Below are 20,068 nucleotides of genomic sequence, written 5' to 3' on the forward strand. Positions count from 1 at the left end.
GGCGGGCTCCAGAGGATCTGCGGGAAGAACGCTCCAGTTTACGCCGGGGCCGCTCAGGGGGCCGGATCGAGCTCCGCGGTGCTCGGGTCGCCGAGGCCGGCGACCGCGATCGAGGACAGCAGCGACCCCGCCCAGTCGGTCGCCGTCTCCTGCACGGAGTCGCTCGCGGGCTGCTCGGCCTGCTGAGCGACGGCGATGTCGTCGAGCACCAGGTAGCTGACCTCTCCCGGCATCACGAAGTAGAGCCGCTCGCGCGCCTGCGCACGGATGTAGGCGGGGTCGGACCAGCGACTGCGCTCCTCGTCGAGGTTCTGCGACTGGGTCTTGGCCGCGTCGACCGAGCGCTGCAGCTCCGAGATCTCGGCGCGCTGCTCGACGAAGTTCTTGATGCTCGGGGCGAGGACGACGACGGCCATGATCATGATCCCCATCACGAGGAGCGTGAAGCCGGAGCCGCGCACGCCGGCGAGCCAGGCGGAGGAGGGAGCGGCGGGGGGCTGGCGGGGGCGCGGACCGCGCGCGGAGGCGGGGCGCGAGGACGACGGACGGGAGCCGGTCCTCGGTGAGCGTCCGGGGGTCGACGTCGTGGGCTTCGGCTTCGACGGCTTCGACGCCGTCGGCTCCGTCTTCGGGGAGCTCTGCCTGGGGGCGCTGCCCGGGGCGGCGGGGCGGCGGGGCGGACGGGCCATGGTGCCTCCTCTGGCGGGCAGCGGCTGGGGCGGGAACGGGAGCGGCCCCGGTGCCCGCAGCGCAGTGCTGGGGCTCCGGGGCCGCTCCGGCGGGGAGAGACTACGCGGTGAAGCGCGGGAACGCGGAGCGACCCGCGTAGGTCGCGGCGCCTCCCAGGATCTCCTCGATGCGCAGCAGCTGGTTGTACTTCGCGACCCGGTCGGAGCGCGCGGGGGCGCCCGTCTTGATCTGGCCGCCGTCCACCGCGACCGCGAGGTCGGCGATGGTCGTGTCCTCGGTCTCACCGGAGCGGTGCGAGAGGATCGCGGTCATGCCGTTGCGCTGGGCGAGCGCGACCGCGTCGAGCGTCTCGGTGAGCGTGCCGATCTGGTTGACCTTGACGAGGATCGAGTTGCCCGCCTTCTCGGCGATGCCGCGGGCGAGGCGCACGGGGTTGGTGACGTAGAGGTCGTCTCCGACGAGCTGCACCTTGTCGCCGATCTCGGCGGTGAGGTGGGTCCAGCCCGCCCAGTCGTCCTCGTCCAGCGGGTCCTCGATCGAGACGAGCGGGTAGTTCGCGACGAGGTCGGCGTAGTACGCCGAGAGCTCCTCGGCCGAGAGCTTCTTGCCCTCGAACGTGTAGGCGCCGTCCTCGAAGAACTCGGACGAGGCGACGTCGAGCGCGAGGCCGATGTCGGTGCCGGGGGTGAATCCGGCCGACTCGACGGCCTTGAGGATGAAGTCGAGCGCCTCGCGGTTGGTGGGCAGATCGGGGGCGAAGCCGCCCTCGTCGCCGAGGCCGGTGGCGAAGCCGGCCTTCTTGAGCTGCGACTTGAGGGCGTGGTAGATCTCGACGCCCCAGCGCAGGCCCTCGGAGAAGGACTCGGCGCCCAGCGGGACCGCCATGAACTCCTGGATGTCGACGCCGGTGTCGGCGTGCGCGCCTCCGTTGATGATGTTCATCAGCGGGACGGGCAGGGTGTGCGCGTTCGGGCCGCCGACGTAGCGGAAGAGGTCGAGGTCGGCCGACTGCGCGGCGGCCTTGGCGACCGCGAGGCTCACGCCGAGGATGGCGTTCGCGCCCAGGCGCGACTTGTTCTCGGTGCCGTCGAGCTCGATGAGCTCGGCGTCGACGAGGCGCTGGTCGGTCGCGTCGAAGCCCTCGATCGCCGGGCCGATCTCGTCGATGACGGCGTCGACGGCCTTCTGCACGCCCTTGCCGAGGTAGCGGCCGGCGTCGCCGTCGCGCAGCTCGTAGGCCTCGAAGGCACCGGTCGAGGCGCCGGAGGGGACGGCCGCTCGCGAGGACGCGCCGTCCTCGAGCAGCACCTCGACCTCGACCGTGGGGTTGCCACGGGAGTCCAGAATTTCTCGGGCGACGACTGCCTCGATAAGGGCCACAACTATCTCCTCTTGACGGGTGGGCTCCCAGGAGGGCGGGAGCGGTCGGGAAGGAGTCTACTGACCGCCCCGGACCGCGGGAGGAACAGTGGGGGTCGAACAGGAGCGCCCGTAGACTCCCAGGGCCGTCCCGCGCCAGCCGACCGGAGGATCCCCGTGACCACGACCGCCGCCGCCCTCGTCGAGAGCCTCACCGAGGTCGTCCCCGACTTCCCGAAGCCCGGGATCCTGTTCCGCGATCTCACCCCCGTCTTCGGTGACGGACCGGCGCTGCGGGCGGTGGCCGACGCTCTGATCGAGCCGTACCTCGGCCGGATCGATGCGATCGCGGGGGTGGAGGCGCGCGGATTCCTGCTCGCCGCGGCCGCCGCCTACTCCGCGGGGCTCGGCGTCGTCACGATCAGGAAGCCCGGCAAGCTGCCCCGCGCGGTGCTGCGCGAGGACGCGACCCTGGAGTACGCGACCACGACGCTCGAGGTGCACGAGGACGCGATGCCCGCCGGCTCGCGACTCCTGCTCGTCGACGACATCCTCGCCACCGGCGGCACGCTCGACGCGAGCTGCCGTCTGATCGAGCGCGCCGGCTGGAGCCTCGAGGGCATCGCGGTCGTCATGGAGCTCGACGGCCTCGGCGGTCGCGAGCTGCTGGCGGGCCGCCGCATCGACGCGATCGTCACCGTCTGACGCGGGGCCACCCGTGGGGATCCGCTCTGCGAGATGCCGATCGGGTGGGCGACACGCCGATGGCCGTGTTCCCGAGTGGCATCTCGCGGAGCAGGACGAGCGGGGCGGGGCTCAGGACAGCGAGAGCGACATCCGCGACAGGACGAGGGTCTCGATGACCTGGACGACCATGTAGAGGATCAGCGAGACGCCGGTCACGATCACGACGGCCGACCAGATGTCGTCGAACCGGGCCTGCGCCGTCCAGCCGGCGATGCCGCCGCCGAGGCCGTTGCCGGTCGAGAGCCACTCGGCCAGGAGCGCTCCCGTGATCGCCCCGGGCACCGAGACGCGGATCGCGGCGAACAGCGAGGGAAGGGCGCCCGGGATGGCGACCTTGCGGATCGCGGTGAACGTCGAGCCTCCGTAGACCGAGACCACGTCGAGCATCTGCGGCGAGGCGTTGTTGAGGCCGAAGGCGATGGTGACGAGCGCCGGGAAGAGCACCACGATGCCTCCCACCACCGCCACCGAGGCGACCGTGCCCTGACCGAAGACCAGGATGATCAGCGGAGTCATCGCGATCAGCGGGACCGAGCGCAGCAGGAGCGCGAACGGCATCAGAGCGTGCTCGATGCCCTTCGAGAGGCGGAAGAGGATCGCGACGACGATCGCCGTGGCGAGCCCCGCCGCGAATCCGATGAAGGAGTCGCCCATCGTGACGGCGAAGAGCCCGCCGAGCTCCGCCCGGTGCTCGGCCGCGCTCTCGTCCGTGAACAGGTGCGCCCAGACGTCCCACGGGCCCTTGATCACGTACGGCGAGACGCCGCTGAACAGGATGACGCCGATCCAGATCGCCAGGACGATGAGCACGGTCGACAGCGCGATCAGCGCGCTCTTGCGCAGGCTCTTGAGGGTGGCGCCGAGCGCCGCGTTGCGCAGCTGACGGCGCAGCTCGTCGACCGCGAGGATCGAGGTCTCGGTGGACTGGACGGTCCGATCGGTGGTCGTCGTCATGGTCAGGCTCCCTTGCCGGAGGACCAGGGGGCGACGAAGCGCCCGATCAGTCCCACGATCGCATAGCCGAGCAGCGCGACACCCGCGCAGAGGAGGAAGAGCGCCCACACGCGGGGCGAGTTCAGCGAGACCTGGGCGGCGACGAGGATCGGGCCGACTCCGGTCTCGATCTTGCCGAAGTACTCCCCCAGGATCGCGCCGAGGAAGGCGGCCGGCACGGCGATCTGCAGGGCCGACAGGATGTTCGGCAGGGCCGCGATCAGGCGGACCTTGCGCAGCTGCGTGAGGCGCGTGCCTCCGTAGACCGTGACGACATCGAGAGAGGCCTTGTCGGCGGCCTTGAGGCCGAGCAGGCTGCCGACCACCGTGGTGAAGAAGACCGAGAGGCCGGCCAGGAAGATCGCGGTCGCGCTCGGCTGACCGGGGGCGTCGGCGCCGCCGAGGATCAGAAGGACGAGCGTGCCGATGGCGACGATCGGCACGCAGTAGGTGACGACCGCGAGCTGGGAGACGACGCCCTCGAGCCACGGCAGGACGAGCACGAGGGCAGAGAGCACCAGGGCGATGAGGTTGCCCCAGAAGTAGCCGACCGCCGCCTCGCCGATGGTCACCGAGAAGTTGCGCCAGTAGAAGCCGAAGCCGTCGTCGATCGCGACCTGGACGACCTGCGGAGGGGTCGGCACGGCCGCGTAGGTGGTGCCGGCCGCCGGAGCGGTGATCAGGGCGATGACCCACCAGACGGCGACGATGCCGACGACGCCGATCAGCCCGGAGGCCCAGGGCGGGAGGGAGAAGACGCGCCGCGCGGCGGGCGGGGCGCTGGTCGTGAGCGCCATCAGTGCTCGTCCGCCGCCGCGCCGTCCGAGCCGAAGAGCAGCTCGGACGCCTGGTCGACGTAGGCGTGGAACTCGGGGGTGCGCTGCATCTCGGGGGTGCGCGGCCTGGGCAGGTCGATCTCGATGATCTCCTTCACCCGGCCGGGACGCGGGCTCATCACGGCGACGCGGTCGGAGAGGAAGATCGCCTCGGAGATGCCGTGCGTGACCAGGAGGGTCGTGGCCGGCTTCTCGGTCCAGATGCGCAGCAGCTCGAGGTTGAGCTTCTGCCGGGTCATGTCGTCGAGCGCGCCGAACGGCTCGTCGAGCAGCAGGACCTCGGGCTTGAGGATCAGGCAGCGCGCGATCGAGACGCGCTGGCGCATGCCTCCGGAGAGCTGCGCCGGCTTCGCCTTCTCGAACCCGCGGAGGCCGACGAGGTCGATCAGCTCGTCGATGTAGGACTGGTCGACGGACTTGCCCGCGATCTCGAACGGGAGGCGGATGTTGGACATCACGCTGCGCCAGGGCAGCAGGGCGTGGTCCTGGAAGGCGATGCCGAGCTTGTTGTCGCGCCGCAGCTCCTTCGGGGTGCGGCCGTCGACCCGGATGGAGCCCGAGGTGGGCTCCTCCAGCCCCGCGAGGATGCGGAGGATCGTCGACTTGCCGCAGCCCGAGGGGCCGAGGAGCGCGAGGAAGCTGCCCTGATCGGTGTGCAGGTCGGTGTCCTGCAGCGCCGTCACGCTGCGGGCTCCCATCCGGAACGTCTTCGACAGGCCGTGGATCTGGATGCCGGTGCCGCCGGCACCCTGATCGCTCAGGGTGCCGGCGTCGGTCGTATCGGTCACGAGTGGTGCCCTTCGTGGAGGTGGATCAGGTTCCCGGTGGCGTCGGGTCCGGCGCCGCCGGGGTCAGGCGGCCTCAGGCCGAGTAGTCGACGAGCTCGGGGTTCTCCTCGTAGACCTCGGCGAGGAGGGACATGTCGAAGAGATCGGAGGCCTCGATGTCGATGCCGGCGCCCGCGAGGGAGGAGATGGTCTCGGACTGCAGCTCCTCCGAGATGGTGAAGAGGCCGTTGGCCGCGGTCTCGTCCGAGACGACGAGCTCCTCGGCCTGGATGGTCGCGCCCTGCTTGGAGGCGGCCTCGTCGAGACCGAGGTCCTTGCCGTAGGTCTCGACGGCGAGCATGGCGCCCGCCTCCGGGTCCTTGACCGCGTCGGTCCAGCCCTTGATCTCGGCGACGAGGAACGCCTTGACGGCGTCGCGCTTCTCGGCGATGGTCTGGTCGGTGACCGTGAAGGTCTCGGCGACGAACGGGAGGCCGTTGTCGGCGAACGGCAGGTTGACGACCTCGTAGCCCTCGTTCGCCACGACGATCGACTCGTTGGTCAGGTAGGCGATGAAGCCGTCGACCGTGCCGTTGATGAGCACCGACGGGTCGTACTCGACCGGGACGACCGTGAGGTCGGACTCGGAGAGGTCGTTGGCGGCGAGCAGCGCCTGGAAGAGCGAGGTGTTCGACGCCTGGACGCCGATCTTCTTGCCCTTGAGGTCGGCGGCGGTGGCGATGTTGCCCGCGGTCGCGATGGAGAGGACCGTGAAGGGGTTCTTCTGGTAGGTGGCGCCGATGATCTTCAGCGGTGCCTCCTGCTCGGCGATCACGGTGCCGACCGAGACCGCGTCGCTCAGCGCGACGTCGGCGGAGCCGGAGAGCAGCTCGGCGGTGCCGGTCGACGGGCCGGCGGTGAGCGTGACGCTCGAGAAGCCGGCGTCGGTGTAGTAGCCCTCGGAGTCGGCGAAGAACTCGCCCGAGAACTCCTCGTTCTTGATCCACGAGAGCTGGACCTTGAGGGTGCCGAGGTCGGCGCCGTCGGTGGAGCCGCCGGCAGCGGCGTCGGAGGAGCAGGAGGCGAGCACGGAGGCGCCGCCGATGGCGAGACCCGCCACGCCGGCCATGCGGAGAAGGCTGCGGCGGTCGAAGTTCGGCGTGCGGAAGGGCGACAGGGTCAAGAGGACTCCTCGGGTAGGTGCGTCAGCGCTGAAGCGGTGATGCTGCTGTGATGCGGGTGCTGGGGTGCGCGGGTCGCGACGTGACGCCCGCCCGGGCGCGCCAAGCCGCGCCGATCGGGTGCCTCGACGCTATCCTCGGGAGATTTCTCAGGTGTGTCCGCAGATTTCGCGGGGATTAAGGCTCTCACGGATCGGACAACTCTCGGACCGATCCGCCGTCTCGTCCCGGCGGATCGGGTGAGACGCCTCTCAGCTGGCGGGAGAGCTCAGCCGAGGGTCTTGAAGGTGAGCGCCTCGATCGCCGAGGCGTCGCGCGGCACGAGGGCGAAGCGCGTGAAGCCCGCGGCCGCGGCGCGGTCGAGCAGCGGGGTCAGGTTCTTCGACCGGCGCTCGAGGCGCACGCGGGAGCCCTGGCCGATCAGCTCCTGCTTCAGCACCAGCAGCGTCTCGGGGGCGGCGTCGCGCTCGTGGACGAGGACGACCGCGTCCTGACGCTCGCGAGTGGGCACCTCGATCAGTTCGACGATGCGCTCGAAGCCGATCGAGAAGCCGCAGGCCGGGACGTCCTGGCCGAGGAACCGGCCAATCATCCCGTCGTAGCGTCCTCCCCCGCCGACGGACGAGCCGCTGGAGGGGTGCGCGATCTCGAAGATCGTCCCGGTGTAGTAGCCCATGCCGCGGACGAGGGTGGGGTCGAAGCGGAGCGAGACGCCCGCGGGCAGCGAGCGCAGCGACCGGGCGAGCGTCACGAGCGCGAGCACCGCCTCCTGATCGATGCCGTCGGGCAGGACGTCGAGGATCGCCTGCTCCTCGAGCAGGACTCCCCCGGCGGCGACGGACTGCTCGATGCGCGCGAGGTAGCCGCCGAGGACCGCGGCCGAGTCGGCGCCGTCGGCCTCGAGCTCGGCGACGACCCCCGAGGCGCCGATCTTGTCGAGCTTGTCGATCGAGATGAGGGCGGGTCCGACGCGCTCGGGCGCGAAGCCGCAGTACTCGAGGATCCCGGTCAGGATCCGCCGGTCGTTGATGCGGATCGTGCAGTCGCGCAGGCCCAGGGTGTCGAGCGCGGCGGCGGTCGCGGTGATCAGCTCGACCTCGGCCAGCTGACCTGGCTCGCCGATGATGTCGATGTCGCACTGCACGAACTGGCGATAGCGGCCCTTCTGCGGGCGCTCGGCGCGCCAGACGGGGGCGATCTGCACGGAGCGGAACACAGCCGGCAGCTCGGCGCGGTGCGTCGCGTAGAAGCGGGCGAGCGGCACCGTGAGGTCGAAGCGGAGTCCCAGGTCGGCGAGCGCGGACGCGTCGTCGGCGTCGGCCGCCGCGGCGAGGTCGTCGTGCGAGATCCCGCGGCGCAGGACGCTGAAGGCGAGCTTCTCGTTGTCGCCGCCGAGGCCGGAGTGCAGGCGCTCGAAGTCCTCGACGACCGGGGTCTCGATCTCGTCGAAGCCGTGCGAGGAGTAGACGCGGCGGATGACTCCGAGCGCGTGCTCGCGCTTCGCCTTGTCGGCGGGGAGGAAGTCGCGCATGCCGCGGGGCGGGGTGATCGGGGAGGCCATGAGGGCGATTCTTCCAGACCGGCGCGCGCGACTTCCGTGTCGGAGGGGTCGGCTAGGCTCGCGGCGCCCGCGGGATCAGGGGTCCGCGCGGGCGGACGGGGAGGGTCCGATGGCTGTGCAGGAGAGACACGAGGGCATCGTCGCCGAGGGGGTCTCGCGCGCGTTCGGCTCCGTCCACGCGGTGCGGGACGCGAGCTTCGAGGCGCGACCCGGCGAGGTGACGGCGCTGATCGGCCCGAACGGGGCGGGCAAGACGACGCTGATGCTCCTGCTGGCCACGCTGCTGCGGCCCGATGCGGGCGTCCTCCGGGTCGCGGGGCGCGATCCCGTCGAGGATCCGGCCGCCGTCCGGGCGGCCCTCGGCTGGATGCCGGACGTGCTCGGATCGTGGGCGTCGCTGACGTCCCGGGCAACCCTCCGCACCACGGGGCTGCTCTACGGGCTCTCCCGCGACGCGGCCGAGGAGCGGGCGCTGCAGCTGCTCGCCGACGTCGACCTCCTGGAGTTCGCCGACCGGCCGACGCGGGTGCTCTCGCGCGGGCAGAAGCAGCGGCTCAGCCTCGCCCGGGCCCTCGTGCACGACCCGTCGGTGCTCGTGCTCGACGAACCCGCCTCCGGGCTCGATCCGGGCGCGCGGATCGCGCTGCGCGACCTCGTCCTCCGGCTCGCCGGCGAGGGGCGCACCGTGCTGGTGTCGAGCCACGTGCTCGCCGAGCTCGACGAGATGGCGACGGCGGCGGTGTACCTCGACGCCGGCGCGACGGCCTCGAGCGAGGCGGTCGCCCGGGCGGCCCGGTCGCTCCGCGCCTGGCGGATCGATGCGGTCTCGCCGCGAGGGGCCGACCTGGCAGCCTCCGTCGAGAAGCTCACGGGGGTGCGGGTGCAGGTCGAGCGCGACGCGGTGCTCGTGCCGGTGGCCGACGACGCGTCCGCGGCCCTCCTGCTCGGCCGGCTGGTCGCCTCCGGAGTCGCGGTGAGCCGGTTCGCCCCGGCCGTCGGCGAGCTCGAGCACACCTTCTCGGATCTCACGCGCGCGAACTCGGAGGAGGCACGATGACGGCCGTCGATGCCCGCCCGCTGCCGTTCCTCCGGGGCGTGCGGATCGTGCTGGGGCTCGAGCTCGCGCAGCGGGTCCGCGGAGCCTCGTCGTTCGTGCTGCTCGGGCTCTTCTTCGTGCTGGTCGGCGCCGTCACCGCGCTGCTCATCGTGGCGACCGGCGTCCTCTCGGGGAGCGGAGCGAGCGTCGGCGGCTGGATCTACTCGATCCTGATGTACTTCGTGCTGCTGCTCGGCAGCCTCGTGACTCCGGCGCTGTCGGGCACCGCCGTGAACGGCGACCGCGACGCCGGGACGCTCGCGACCACGCAGGTGACCCTCGTCACCACGACCCAGCTGGTGATCGGCAAGTTCGTCTCGGCCTGGCTCGTGGCGCTCGCCTTCCTCGCGAGCACGGTGCCGTTCCTCCTGATCGCGGTGCTCGTCGGCGGAGTGGCGCCCGCGTCGGCCGTCGTGTCGGTGCTCGTGCTCTCGGTGCAGCTCGGCGTGGTCGCGGCGATCGGAGTGGGGCTGAGCGGGATCCTCGACCGGCCGTTGATGTCGGTCGTGACGACCTACCTGCTGGTGGCCGCGCTGAGCGTCGGATCGCTGATCGCGTTCGGGCTGCTCACCGCGGTGACCCAGACCACGCAGCGGACGGTGTTCATCGGCTCGACTCCGGGCAGCGAGAACTACTGCGGTCAGAGCTACGAGACGCCGGTCGCCCGGGCGGATCTCTACTGGGGGCTGCTCGCCGTGAATCCGTTCGTCGTCCTCGCCGACGCGGTGCCGCCCGAGCTCGGTCAGTACGGCCAGCCGGAGGATCTGTTCGGGTCGATCTCGCTCCTCGTGCGCCAGGCCCAGATCGCACCGGAGGAGGTCGTCGAGATCGAGTGCCGCGACTACTCCTCCTCAGCCGCGCGGACACCGGAGGAGGTGTTCGACGAGACCGTGCCGTCGTGGTTCGTCGGGCTCGCCCTGCAGCTCGTGCTGGGCGTGGGGCTGATCCTCGGGGCGATCAGGCGCACGGCGACGCCCGCGGCCCGGCTGCCGCGCGGGCGGCGGGTGGCCTGAGGAGGGGTGCCGGTTCGGCTCGTCGGACGAGGTTCGGCTCGTCGTTCGAGTGGATTCCTGCGAGCCGAGCGTGAGTCCACGAGCCGGAGGTCGATCGGAGGACTCCTGCCGTCCGGTGGTGAGCGGCTACTCCTCGCGGCGGTCCTGCTCGACGGCGCGGATCTCGTCCTGCAGGTCGCGGACGGCAGTGCGGAGGGCGCGCTCGGCGTCGAGTCCGCGGGCGCGGGAGGAGGCGACGATCGCCAGCAGCAGCGGGCCGAGGTCGTCCTCGGAGTCGATCGGCAGCGGTCCCTCCCCCGCGTCGACGATGCCGAGGGTGGTCGCCTTGCCGATGACCTTGTCGGCGAGCGCGAGGGCGGGCATGCCCTGCGGGATGCCGTCGAGCACGCTCGTGCGGTGCGGCTTCTCGACCCTCTTCAGCTCGTCCCAGACGGCGATGACGTCGTCGGCGGTCTCGGCGGTCGCGTCACCGAAGACGTGCGGATGGCGGCCGATCATCTTGGCGTTCATGTGCGCGGCGACGTCCTCGATCGTGAACGGCTCCGGGCCGTCGGCGGCGAGATCGGCGTGGAACAGGACCTGGTATAGCACGTCACCGAGCTCCTCGACGAGGTCGTCGCGGTCGCCTGCCTCGATCGCGTCGACCAGCTCGTGCGACTCCTCGATCAGGTAGCGCACGAGCGACTGGTGGGTCTGCTCGGCGTCCCAGGGGCAGCCGCCCGGGGCGCGGAGGACGTGGACGGTGCGGATGAGCTCGTCGAGCCGGGGATGGGCGGTCATCGGGACATCCTCGCATCCGCTCCCCGGCGCGCCGATCACGCGCTCGCCAGTCGGCGGCGGGCCACGAGGAGGCAGCCGGCGGCGACGATCGGGGCGAGCGCGACCAGCGGAGCAGCGGCGACGACCGCGACGGCGGCTCCCGCGCTCACCATCGGCGCGGCGAGGTTCCAGAGCAGCACCACCGCTCCCGCGCCGTCGCCGATCGGCAGCGGGACGGGCGAGAGCAGCGCCGGCGGGAGGGCGCCGCGAGTGGCGTCCATCGCGCGGGCGGCGACGGCGACCAGGGCCACGGCGACCGCAGGGGCGAGCGCGGCACCCGGGACGAGGGCCGCACCGAGCACGGCCAGCGCGACCGCCAGCACGAGGGGCAGCATCCCGTGCAGCAGGAGCAGCTCGAGCGGAGGCGGCGCGACGAACGCGGTCTGGCCGGCGGTCTCGGCGGCGTGCCGGAAGCCGTCGCTCCACACTCCCGCTCCGAGATAGGCGAGGACACCTGCCGCAGCCGCGGGGACCGCGAGCAGCGACGGCGGGGCGACGGCCGCCACCGCCACCGCGACTCCGGCGGCGAGGAGGGCGAGGCCGGCCGCGGCGGAGCGGCCCGGAGTGCGCAGGGCGCCGATCGCGTCGCGCACCACGACCGTGAGGGCGAAGGGGCCGACCCGGACGGCGTGGACGCCCCGGTTGCGGCGAGGGAGCGAGCGGTAGCCGGAGAGAGAGTCGGCGATGTCTCCCGTGGCGGCGCCGGTCACGGCCGCACGCCAGCGTCGCGACTGCGCGAGGAGCGTCGGTCCCGAGGCGGAGTCGAGCAGCCGCGGCGCGACGGGCAGGACGAGGACCGCCAGGGCGACGACCGCCAGAGCCGCACCGAGCGCCGCGGTCGGCGGTCCCGCGACGGCGAGCGCGACCAGCCCACCGGGGGTGATTCGGGCCGCTCCCGGAAGCAGGAGGGCGACGAGAGCGGACAGCGCGAGCCCGGCGGCGAGCGCCGCGGAGCGCGACGGGGCGAGGCACTGGCCCGCGAGGGCCGCCACCGTGACGGCCACGCCGAACGCGGCACCGGCGAGCGCCGCCGGGAGCAGGGGCGAGCCGGAGGCCAGCGCCACCGCGACGGCGGCGAGCGCGACGCCGGTGAGGGCCACCGTGCCGGACACGGCCACCGCACGCCGCAGGACCAGCCAGCGACGCGCCTCCGTCTCGAGGAGCAGCGCGATGGGATGGGGCTCGTCGACGGCCGGACCCCGCGCACGCCCGAGCACGACCGCGGCCGGCAGCGCGGCTCCCGCGACCAGCGAGACCAGAGCGACGAGGTCGGCCTCGGCGAGCGCCCGGCCGACCGCCGGGTCGACGAGCGCGAGGGCGATCGCCCGCGCCGTCGGCAGGACGACGACGAGCAGCAGCATCGCCGCGAGGTAGCCCGAGTAGGCGCCCGCACTCCGGCGTCCCGCTCGGGAGCGGTACGCCGAGTGGACGGCGGCGATCGTCACGATCGGCCCAGCTCGAGCACGCGGGTCGCGACTCCGCCCGTGATGACGGAGCTGTGGGTCGCGATGACGACGGCCCGGCCGGGCGCCGCCTCCCCGAGCACGTCGACCACGAGGGGCACCCGGTCGGCGTCGAGTCGCTGCTCGGGCTCGTCGAGCAGCAGCACATCGGACGGACGGGCGAGGACGAGCGCGAGCGAGAACGACTGGCGCTGTCCGGAGGAGAGCTCGTGCGGGAAGCGGCGGGCGAGCGGTGCGAGGGCGAGGGAGGCGAGCCCGCGCGCGGCCTGTTCCCGCGCCTCCGGGGCTCTCGCTCCCCAGGACACCGCCACCATCGCGAGGTGCTCCTCGAGGGTGAGGTCGCGCTCGAGCGGCGGTGTCTGGACGAGGGCTGCCACCGCGCGGCGGTGCGAGGCCGTGCGCTCGTCGGCGGGACGGCCGGCGACCTGCGCGACGCCCGAGGTCGGCGGGAGGAGCCCCGCGATCACCCGGAGCAGCGTGGTCTTGCCGCTGCCGTTGGGTCCGGTGACCGCGACGACCTCGCCCGGCTCGACCTGCAGCGACACCGGGGCCAGCAGCGTGCCCTCGGCGGTCTGCACCGACACCTCCCGCAGGTCGATGAGCGGCCCGGCGACGGGCGGGACCGGGGCCGGACGGCGGGCGGCGAGGAGCGGAGGCATGTCCACCATCCTCGGGGGTGCGAGAGCGCCCGCGCCGCCGACGACACCTCGCGGTCATCGGCGCGAAACACGGCAGCGCTACCGTGTCGGCGGGTGCGCCGTGCACCCAGGAACAGGATCATCGTGCCCGACACCATTTCTCCCGAGCGGGGCGCACCCCCGAGTGCTGAGCTGCACATCCACATCGAGGGGACCATCGAGCCCGAGCACATCGTCGAGATGGCGCGCCGCAACGGCGTCGCGCTGCCGACGGAGGATCTCGACGCCCTGCGGGCGCGCTACTCCTTCACCGACCTCGGCTCGTTCCTCGATCTGCACTACTCGAACCTCACCGTGCTCAAGACCGAGCGCGACTTCTTCGAGCTCGCGACCGGCTACCTCGACCGCGCGAAGGTCGCCAACGTCCGCCGGGCCGAGATCTTCTTCGACCCGCAGACGCACCTGGGCAACGGGACCCCGCTCGAGGTGATCATGGGCGGGCTCACCCGCGCGCTCGGCGCGAGCGAGGAGACTCACGGGATCTCGACCGACCTCATCATGTGCTTCCTCCGCGACCTCGGCGCCGAGGCGGCCGACGAGATGCTGACCGCGATCCTCCCCTGGCGCGAGCACATCATCGGCGTGGGGCTCGACTCGAACGAGGTCGGCTTCGGTCCGGAGCTGTTCGTCGACGTCTACGCGCGCGCCGCCGCGGAGGGACTGCACCTCGTCGCGCACGCGGGCGAGGAGGGCGGACCCGAGACGGTCGCCCAGACGCTCGAGCTGCTGAAGGTCGAGCGGATCGACCACGGGATCCGGGCGATGGAGGATCCGGCGGTCGTCGCGATGCTGCGCGTCGAGGGCATCCCGGTGACGGTCTGCCCGCTCTCGAACGTCGCGCTGCGCGCGGTCGACACGATGAAGGAGCACCCGCTGCCCGCGATGCTCGAGGCCGGGATGATCGCGACCGTGTCGAGCGACGACCCGCCCTACTTCGGCGGCTACGTCGACGCGAACTACCGCGCGCTGGTCGAGGAGCTCGGGATGACCGACGCGCAGCTCGAGACGCTCGCGCTGAACTCCTTCGACGCGGCCTTCATCTCGGACGCCGACCGCGACCGCTGGAAGGCCGAGGTCCGGGCGCACTTCGGCCACTGAGGCCCGCCGCGAGTCTCCCTCGGGGTTGCGTGCGCCCGAGCGGAGACCCGCGGGTCGGATCAGTCGGTGTGGTCCTCGAGGTCGGGCTCGGCGCGGGCGATGTCGGCGACCTCCTCCTCGGGGCGCGGTGCGATCGTCTCGTCGGCCTCGAGCTCGGGGATGCTCGGCTCGTCGGGCGCGGGGACGTGCGGGGCGGGGGTCTCGTCGGGAGTCGACATGCTGGTCCTTCGGTCGGCGGTCCGCTCAGCGTAGGCCTGCGCCGCCCCCGGGCGAGCTCCGCCCCGGCTCGGGACGGTCGGGTGCCGTGCGCCCGAGCGGAGACTCGCGGAGGGGGTCAGCTCGCGACGGTCGCCGGCTCGGGGAAGAGGGCGTCGAGGAGGGTGCGCACCCACTCGATCAGGGCCCGGTCGCCGAGCGGCACCCCGTCGAGGACCGGCATCGGCACGACGACCGCGTTCGCCTGCTGGAGGTACTTGGCCGCCGGGTACATCCGGCGCAGTCGCACCTGGATGGAGTCGGCGAGGTGCGCCGGCGCCACGCGCACGTTCGAGCCCATGGCCACGACGTCGCTGAGGCCGGCGGCCTGGGCGCGCATGCGCAGGCGCGACACGAGGATCAGGTTCTCCACCGCCTCCGGGAGATCGCCGTAGCGGTCGGTGAGCTCCTCGACAACCAGATCGATGCTGCCCTCCTTCGCGTTCGGCGACGAGGCGGCCGAGAGCTTCTGGTACGCCTCGAGGCGCAGCCGCTCGCTGTCGACGTACTCCTCGGGGATCCGCGCGTCGACCGGCAGCTCGAGCCGCAGCTCGGGCTGCCCCTCGGCCACGTCGCCGCGGAAGGTGTCGACGGCCTCGCCGATCATCCGCAGGTAGAGGTCGAAGCCGACGCCCTGGATGTGCCCGGACTGCTCGCCGCCCAGCAGGTTGCCGGCGCCCCGGATCTCGAGGTCCTTCAGCGCGATCTGCATGCCGCCGCCGAGATCGGAGTTGGCGGCGAGGGTCTGCAGCCGGTCGTGCGCGGTCTCGCTGAGCGGCTTCATCTCGTCGTAGAGCAGGTAGGCGTAGGCGCGCTCGCGGCCTCGGCCCACGCGACCGCGCAGCTGGTGGAGCTGCGAGAGACCGTACTTGTCGGCGCGGTCGACGATGAGCGTGTTCGCGTTCGGAATGTCGAGGCCGGTCTCGACGATGGTGGTCGAGACCAGGACGTCGAACTTGCGCTCCCAGAAGTCGACGATGATCCGCTCGAGCTGCGTCTCGCTGAGCTTGCCGTGCGCGACCGCGATGCGCGCCTCCGGAACGAGCTCGGCCAGCTGCGAGGCGACCCGGTTGATGGTCGAGACGCGGTTGTGCACGAAGAAGACCTGCCCCTCGCGCAGCAGCTCGCGACGGATCGCGGCCGAGATCTGCTTCTCGGAGTACGGGCCGACGAAGGTCAGGATCGGGTGCCGCTCCTCGGGCGGGGTGGCGAGCGTCGACATCTCGCGGATGCCCGTCACCGCCATCTCGAGCGTGCGCGGGATCGGCGTGGCGCTCATCGAGAGGATGTCGACGTCCTTCTTCAGCGCCTTGAGCTTCTCCTTGTGCTCGACTCCGAAGCGCTGCTCCTCGTCGATCACGAGCAGGCCCAGGTCCTTGAAGGCGATGTTGTCGGAGAGGAGGCGGTGGGTCGCGATGACCATGTCGACCGTGCCGTCGGCCAGGCCGTCGATCGTCTCCTTCGACTCCTTGGGCGTCTGGAAGCGGCTGAGCGCGCGGAGGTGCACCGGGAATCCGGCGAAGCGCTCCTGGAACGTCTCGAGGTGCTGGCGCACGAGCAGGGTCGTCGGGACGAGCATCGCGACCTGCTTGCCGTCCTGGATCGCCTTGAAGGCGGCGCGCACGGCGACCTCGGTCTTGCCGAAGCCGACGTCGCCCGAGAGGAGGCGGTCCATCGGGATCGGCCGCTCCATGTCGGCCTTCACCTCGTCGATCACGGTGAGCTGATCGGGGGTCTCGGCGAAGGGGAACGCCTCTTCGAGCTCGCGCTGCCACGGGGTGTCGGGCGGGAACGCGTGCCCGCGCGACGCCATCCGCGCCGAGTAGAGCTTGACGAGTTCGACCGCGATGTCGCGGACGGCTCGGCGCGCCTTGCTCTTGGCCTGCGCCCAGTCGCTGCCGCCCATCTTGCTGAGCGCCGGGGCCTCGCCTCCGACATAGCGGGAGAGGAGGTCGAGCTGGTCGGTCGGGACGAGGAGCTTGTCGCCCGGGAAGCCGCGCTTGCTGGGCGCGTACTCGAGCACGAGGTACTCGCGGCGGGTCTTGACGGCGTTGCGCCCGCCGCTCGAGACCTCGCGCTGCGAGAGCTCGACGAACCTGCCGATGCCGTGCGTGGCGTGCACGACGTGGTCGCCCGGCGAGAGCTGCAGCGGATCGACGACGTTCTTGCGCCGCGAGGCGAGCTTCTTGACGGCGCGCGAGTCGTAGCCGGCCGCGCGCCCGTAGAACTCGGTGTCGGTGAGCAGGGCGAGCTTCGCCTCCGCCACCTCGAAGCCGTGGTCGACGGACGCCTGCAGCACGTACGCGAGACCGGCATCGAGGGAGCCGGGCAGGTCGGGGACGATGCGGGCGGCGACCTCGTGCTCGGCGAGCACCTGGTCGGTCCGCTCGACGGTGCCGGGGCCCGGCGCGGTGAGGACGACGGTCCAGCCGTCGGCGAGGCGCGCGCGGACGTGCGCGAGCGCGCCCTCGACGCTGCCGCCGAAGCCGGGCACGGGCTCGCCCTCGACGCGCACGGCGAGGATCTCGTCGATCCCCAGGTCTTCGGGGAGGACCTCGGCCTCGCCCGCCGCGGGGCCCTGCCGGAAGGTGCTCATGGTCCACCAGGGGTGGTCGGGGGCGTCGGCCCCAGGGGCGCTGAACTTGACGGCGTCGCGCAGGGCGCCGAGCGAGATGAACTCGCCCGAGGCGAGGTCGATCGGAGCCTCGGCACCGGCGGTCGCGGCGCTCCACGCGGCCTGGAGGAACTCGCGGTTCGTCTCGGCGAGGCTGATGGCGCGGGTCGCGACGCGCTCGGGGGCGAGCACGGCGACGGCCGCGCCGGCGGGCAGGTAGTGCGAGATCGGCACGAGCCGCTCGAGCAGCGCCGGGGCGAGCGACTCCATGCCCTCGACCGGGATGCCCTCGGCGATCTTGGCGAGCAGGCCCGAGAGGCTGGGGAACTCGTGCAGCATCTCGCGGGCGCGCTGACGCACCGCCGGCACCAGGAGCAGCTCGCGGCTCGGCGGCAGGACGACCGAATCGGCCTCGCCCGGCAGCGAGCGCTGATCGGCGACCGAGAAGCCGCGGATCGAGTCGACCTCGTCGCCGAAGAAGTCGACGCGGCTCGGGTGCTCGGCGACCGCGGGGAAGACGTCGAGGATGCCGCCGCGGACCGCGAACTCGCCGCGGCGGGTGACCATGTCGACGCGCGCGTAGGCGAGGTCGACGAGTTCGGCGGAGATGCGGCCGAGGTCGTACCCGCGGGTGCCCTTCACCAGGCGGATCGGCTCGATGTCGGCGAGATTGTCGGCGACGGGCTGCAGGGCGGCGCGCACGGAGGCGACGACGACCAGCGGGCGCTCCCCCGTCCACTGCTTCATCCGGCGGAGCGCGTCGAGGCGGCGCCCCACGATCTCGGCGCTCGGGCTCAACCGCTCGTGCGGCAGCGTCTCCCACGCGGGGAACTCGACCACCTCGGCCTCGGGCAGCACGCAGCTGAGGGAGGCGCGGACGTTCTCGGAGTCGCGGCCCGTCGCGGTGACGACCAACGCAGCCTGCGGGCGTCCGGCCTCGGCCCGGCGCTCGAGGAGCCCGGCGAGCAGGGGGACGCGGAGCCCGTCGGCCACGGAGAAGTCGGCATCGCGCACCGAGTACCCGAGAGCGTCGTCGAACGTGGAGGCGCGCGAAAGCGCCGAGATGATCTCGTTGAGGGGCACTGTGCGATGGTACTGCGGACCTCTGACATCGGCCCTGTGGGCCGCTGTCGGAGGTCCTCCGTCTGCGCCGGTCCCCGCCCGGCGCAGCGCAGTCGGCTCGCTCACGTGGTGCGTTCCGCAGAGCGGGGTGCGTCGGCTGCTCCGAATCGCTTGGCACGCGATTCGGAGTCGCGCCGCTGCCTCACGAGTGCGGCCGTCCGGTTGGCGCGCGTGGTGCAGGCCCCTCGCTCGCTTCCTGGGGAGTGGAGCGTTCCCTTCGCCGCGAAGGGTCGGGTCGAGGGAGCTGAGGCGACCATTCGCGACGATTCGGAGGCGCGATCAGGCGGGTGGAGTCGGCCAGACGGGTCGGGCCTTCGAACGCCGGCGGCTACGCGCTGGTGTGGAACTTCAGCTGCGCGGCCGAGAGGCCCGACTCGGCGATGAGCTCGACCGCGTCGGCCGCATCGGCGACCAGGATCGGGAGCGTCTCGCGCTCGGGGCCGGCGAAGTCCTTCAGCACGAAGTCGGCGGCGCTCTGCCGGCCGGGCGGGCGCCCGATGCCGACGCGCACGCGGAGGAAGTCGGCTCCGCCGGTGGAGGCGAGGATGTCGCGGATGCCGTTGTGGCCGCCGTGGCCGCCGCCCTGCTTGAGGCGGAGGGTGTCGAACGGGATGTCGAGCTCGTCGTGCACCACGATCAGGCGAGCAGGCTCGAGGGAGTAGAAGTCGAGCAGCTGCGCCGTCGGGCCGCCCGAGAGGTTCATGAAGCTGTTCGGCTTGCCGAGCACCAGCTTCGGCCCGCCGGGGCGGAGGAAGCCCTCGGCGACGACCGCGTTCGCGCGGTTGTGGCGGCGGAACGATCCGCCGATCCGCGTCGCGAGCTCGTCGAGCACCATCTGGCCGACGTTGTGCCGGTTGCGGGCGTACTGCGCGCCCGGATTTCCCAGACCGACGACCAGCCAGGTGTCACCCATGTCGTTCCCTCTCGTGGACAGAGCTCTCTTAGTGGCGCCCGGAGCCCGGACGCGGAACGGGCCCGCACGCGATCGCGGCGGGCCCGTTCGAGCGGGTGGTGTCGCCGACTACTCGGCGGACTCGGCGACGACGTCGCCGGTGGCGGGCGCCTCGTCCTCGCCCTCGCCCAGGTCCTGCTCGACCTCGGCGGTCACGTTGACCACGAGCGCCTCGGGGTCGGTGAGCAGCGTCGCGTTGTCGAGGAGCTCGATGTCCTTCGCGAGGATCTGGGTCCCCTCCTCGAGGCCCTCGACCGACACCACGATGTTCTGCGGGATCTTGGTGGCGTCGACCTCGAGCGAGAGCGTGTTGGCCTCGAGCGAGACGAGCGTGCCGGGAGCGGCCTCGCCCTCGACGTGCACGGGGATGTCGACGACGACCTTCTCGCCGAGCTTGATGACCACGAGGTCGATGTGCTCGATGATCTGGCGCACCGGGTCGCGCTGGATGTCCTTGACCAGCGAGGTCTGCGCGACGCCGTCGATGTCGAGCTCGAGGATCGCGTTCGCCTTGCGGGTCAGCAGGAGGATCTGGTGGCCGGGCAGCGTGACGTGCTGCGGCTCGGTGCCGTGGCCGTAGAGCACGGCGGGGATCTTGTTCTGGGCGCGGATCTTGCGGGCCGCTCCCTTGCCGAACGAGGTGCGGACCTCGACGACGACCTTGTTGGTCAGTTCAGCCATGATGTTCTCCTCGGCAGCGCAGTGCGCCACCTGATCGGGTCGTGGCCTGCGGCCACGGACGGGGTTTCGACTCGAACGCATGTCAGCGTGAGGAAAAGTCCGGGGCGACCCTCTCGGGGCGCT

Annotated in this window: 18 protein-coding genes; 4 read left to right on the top strand and 14 right to left on the bottom strand. The window is 72.1% G+C overall.

All coding sequences use genetic code 11. From position 1 onward, the window contains the following. Positions 1 to 53: 53 nt before the first annotated feature. The gene (locus tag GRS92_RS13930; RefSeq protein WP_159857403.1) at positions 54 to 689 is read right to left on the bottom strand and encodes an FtsB family cell division protein; all 636 of its coding nucleotides are present in this window, start codon (positions 687 to 689) and stop codon (positions 54 to 56) included. 100 nt (positions 690 to 789) lie between these two features. Beyond that, positions 790 to 2,070 carry a phosphopyruvate hydratase gene (gene eno / locus GRS92_RS13935; RefSeq protein WP_159857404.1) on the bottom strand — a complete coding sequence of 427 codons (1,281 nt, stop codon included), beginning with the start codon at positions 2,068 to 2,070 and terminating at the stop codon, positions 790 to 792. 156 nt (positions 2,071 to 2,226) lie between these two features. Between eno and GRS92_RS13940 the strand changes: the two genes are divergently transcribed. Then, positions 2,227 to 2,754: an adenine phosphoribosyltransferase gene (locus tag GRS92_RS13940; protein WP_442966238.1), complete on the top strand. Its 528-nt coding sequence runs from the start codon at positions 2,227 to 2,229 to the stop codon at positions 2,752 to 2,754. A 111-nt stretch (positions 2,755 to 2,865) separates the two neighbouring features. Here the strand turns inward: GRS92_RS13940 and GRS92_RS13945 are convergent, their stop codons facing one another. From GRS92_RS13945 to hisS, 5 genes are all read right to left on the bottom strand, one after another. Continuing rightward, positions 2,866 to 3,750 (bottom strand): ABC transporter permease, encoded by an 885-nt coding sequence (locus tag GRS92_RS13945; RefSeq protein WP_204162059.1) that lies wholly within the window; start codon positions 3,748 to 3,750, stop codon positions 2,866 to 2,868. Positions 3,751 to 3,752: 2 nt separating this feature from the next. Beyond that, the gene (locus tag GRS92_RS13950) at positions 3,753 to 4,586 is read right to left on the bottom strand and encodes an ABC transporter permease (RefSeq protein WP_159857406.1); all 834 of its coding nucleotides are present in this window, start codon (positions 4,584 to 4,586) and stop codon (positions 3,753 to 3,755) included. Beyond that, complete coding sequence (locus GRS92_RS13955) at positions 4,586 to 5,323, bottom strand: ABC transporter ATP-binding protein (protein WP_159857613.1); 738 nt, start codon at positions 5,321 to 5,323, stop codon at positions 4,586 to 4,588. Before GRS92_RS13955 ends, GRS92_RS13950 begins: the two co-directional genes overlap by 1 nt. A 163-nt stretch (positions 5,324 to 5,486) precedes the next feature. Beyond that, the gene (locus tag GRS92_RS13960) at positions 5,487 to 6,575 is read right to left on the bottom strand and encodes an ABC transporter substrate-binding protein (RefSeq protein WP_235022038.1); all 1,089 of its coding nucleotides are present in this window, start codon (positions 6,573 to 6,575) and stop codon (positions 5,487 to 5,489) included. 266 nt (positions 6,576 to 6,841) lie between these two features. After that, positions 6,842 to 8,134: a histidine--tRNA ligase gene (gene hisS / locus GRS92_RS13965; RefSeq protein WP_159857408.1), complete on the bottom strand. Its 1,293-nt coding sequence runs from the start codon at positions 8,132 to 8,134 to the stop codon at positions 6,842 to 6,844. 109 nt (positions 8,135 to 8,243) lie between these two features. Here hisS and GRS92_RS13970 point away from each other — a divergent pair, with 109 nt between their 5' ends. After that, the gene (locus GRS92_RS13970; protein WP_159857410.1) at positions 8,244 to 9,191 is read left to right on the top strand and encodes an ABC transporter ATP-binding protein; all 948 of its coding nucleotides are present in this window, start codon (positions 8,244 to 8,246) and stop codon (positions 9,189 to 9,191) included. Next, the gene (locus GRS92_RS13975; protein WP_159857412.1) at positions 9,188 to 10,243 is read left to right on the top strand and encodes an ABC transporter permease; all 1,056 of its coding nucleotides are present in this window, start codon (positions 9,188 to 9,190) and stop codon (positions 10,241 to 10,243) included. Before GRS92_RS13970 ends, GRS92_RS13975 begins: the two co-directional genes overlap by 4 nt. 126 nt (positions 10,244 to 10,369) lie before the next feature. Here the strand turns inward: GRS92_RS13975 and GRS92_RS13980 are convergent, their stop codons facing one another. The 3 genes from GRS92_RS13980 to GRS92_RS13990 are packed head-to-tail and all read right to left on the bottom strand — an operon-like array spanning position 10,370 to position 13,184. Next, entirely contained in the window at positions 10,370 to 11,023 is a 654-nt protein-coding gene (locus GRS92_RS13980; RefSeq protein WP_159857414.1) for a MazG family protein, read from the bottom strand. Between the two features lie 35 nt (positions 11,024 to 11,058). Then, positions 11,059 to 12,507, bottom strand: a complete 1,449-nt coding sequence (locus GRS92_RS13985; protein WP_159857416.1) for a hypothetical protein — start codon at positions 12,505 to 12,507, stop codon at positions 11,059 to 11,061. After that, entirely contained in the window at positions 12,504 to 13,184 is a 681-nt protein-coding gene (locus GRS92_RS13990; RefSeq protein WP_159857418.1) for an ABC transporter ATP-binding protein, read from the bottom strand. Before GRS92_RS13990 ends, GRS92_RS13985 begins: the two co-directional genes overlap by 4 nt. Positions 13,185 to 13,307: 123 nt before the next feature. On the opposite strand from GRS92_RS13990, the gene GRS92_RS13995 reads away from it, so the two are divergent. Beyond that, complete coding sequence (locus GRS92_RS13995) at positions 13,308 to 14,321, top strand: adenosine deaminase (protein WP_235022039.1); 1,014 nt, start codon at positions 13,308 to 13,310, stop codon at positions 14,319 to 14,321. Between the two features lie 59 nt (positions 14,322 to 14,380). On the opposite strand, the gene GRS92_RS14000 is transcribed toward GRS92_RS13995, so the two are convergent. The 4 genes from GRS92_RS14000 to GRS92_RS14015 form a co-directional block, all read right to left on the bottom strand. After that, positions 14,381 to 14,539, bottom strand: coding sequence for a hypothetical protein (locus GRS92_RS14000; protein WP_159857420.1), 159 nt, complete (start codon positions 14,537 to 14,539; stop codon positions 14,381 to 14,383). A gap of 116 nt (positions 14,540 to 14,655) precedes the next feature. Then, complete coding sequence (mfd, locus tag GRS92_RS14005) at positions 14,656 to 18,273, bottom strand: transcription-repair coupling factor (protein ID WP_159857422.1); 3,618 nt, start codon at positions 18,271 to 18,273, stop codon at positions 14,656 to 14,658. 367 nt (positions 18,274 to 18,640) lie between these two features. Further along, on the bottom strand, positions 18,641 to 19,225 hold the full coding sequence (gene pth / locus GRS92_RS14010) for an aminoacyl-tRNA hydrolase (protein ID WP_159857424.1): 585 nt from the start codon (positions 19,223 to 19,225) through the stop codon (positions 18,641 to 18,643). 108 nt (positions 19,226 to 19,333) lie between these two features. Continuing rightward, on the bottom strand, positions 19,334 to 19,945 hold the full coding sequence (locus tag GRS92_RS14015; RefSeq protein ID WP_159857426.1) for a 50S ribosomal protein L25/general stress protein Ctc: 612 nt from the start codon (positions 19,943 to 19,945) through the stop codon (positions 19,334 to 19,336). Positions 19,946 to 20,068 lie beyond the last annotated feature (123 nt).

The sequence above is a fragment of the Rathayibacter sp. VKM Ac-2754 genome (genome assembly GCF_009807095.1).
Classification (GTDB): domain Bacteria; phylum Actinomycetota; class Actinomycetes; order Actinomycetales; family Microbacteriaceae; genus Rathayibacter.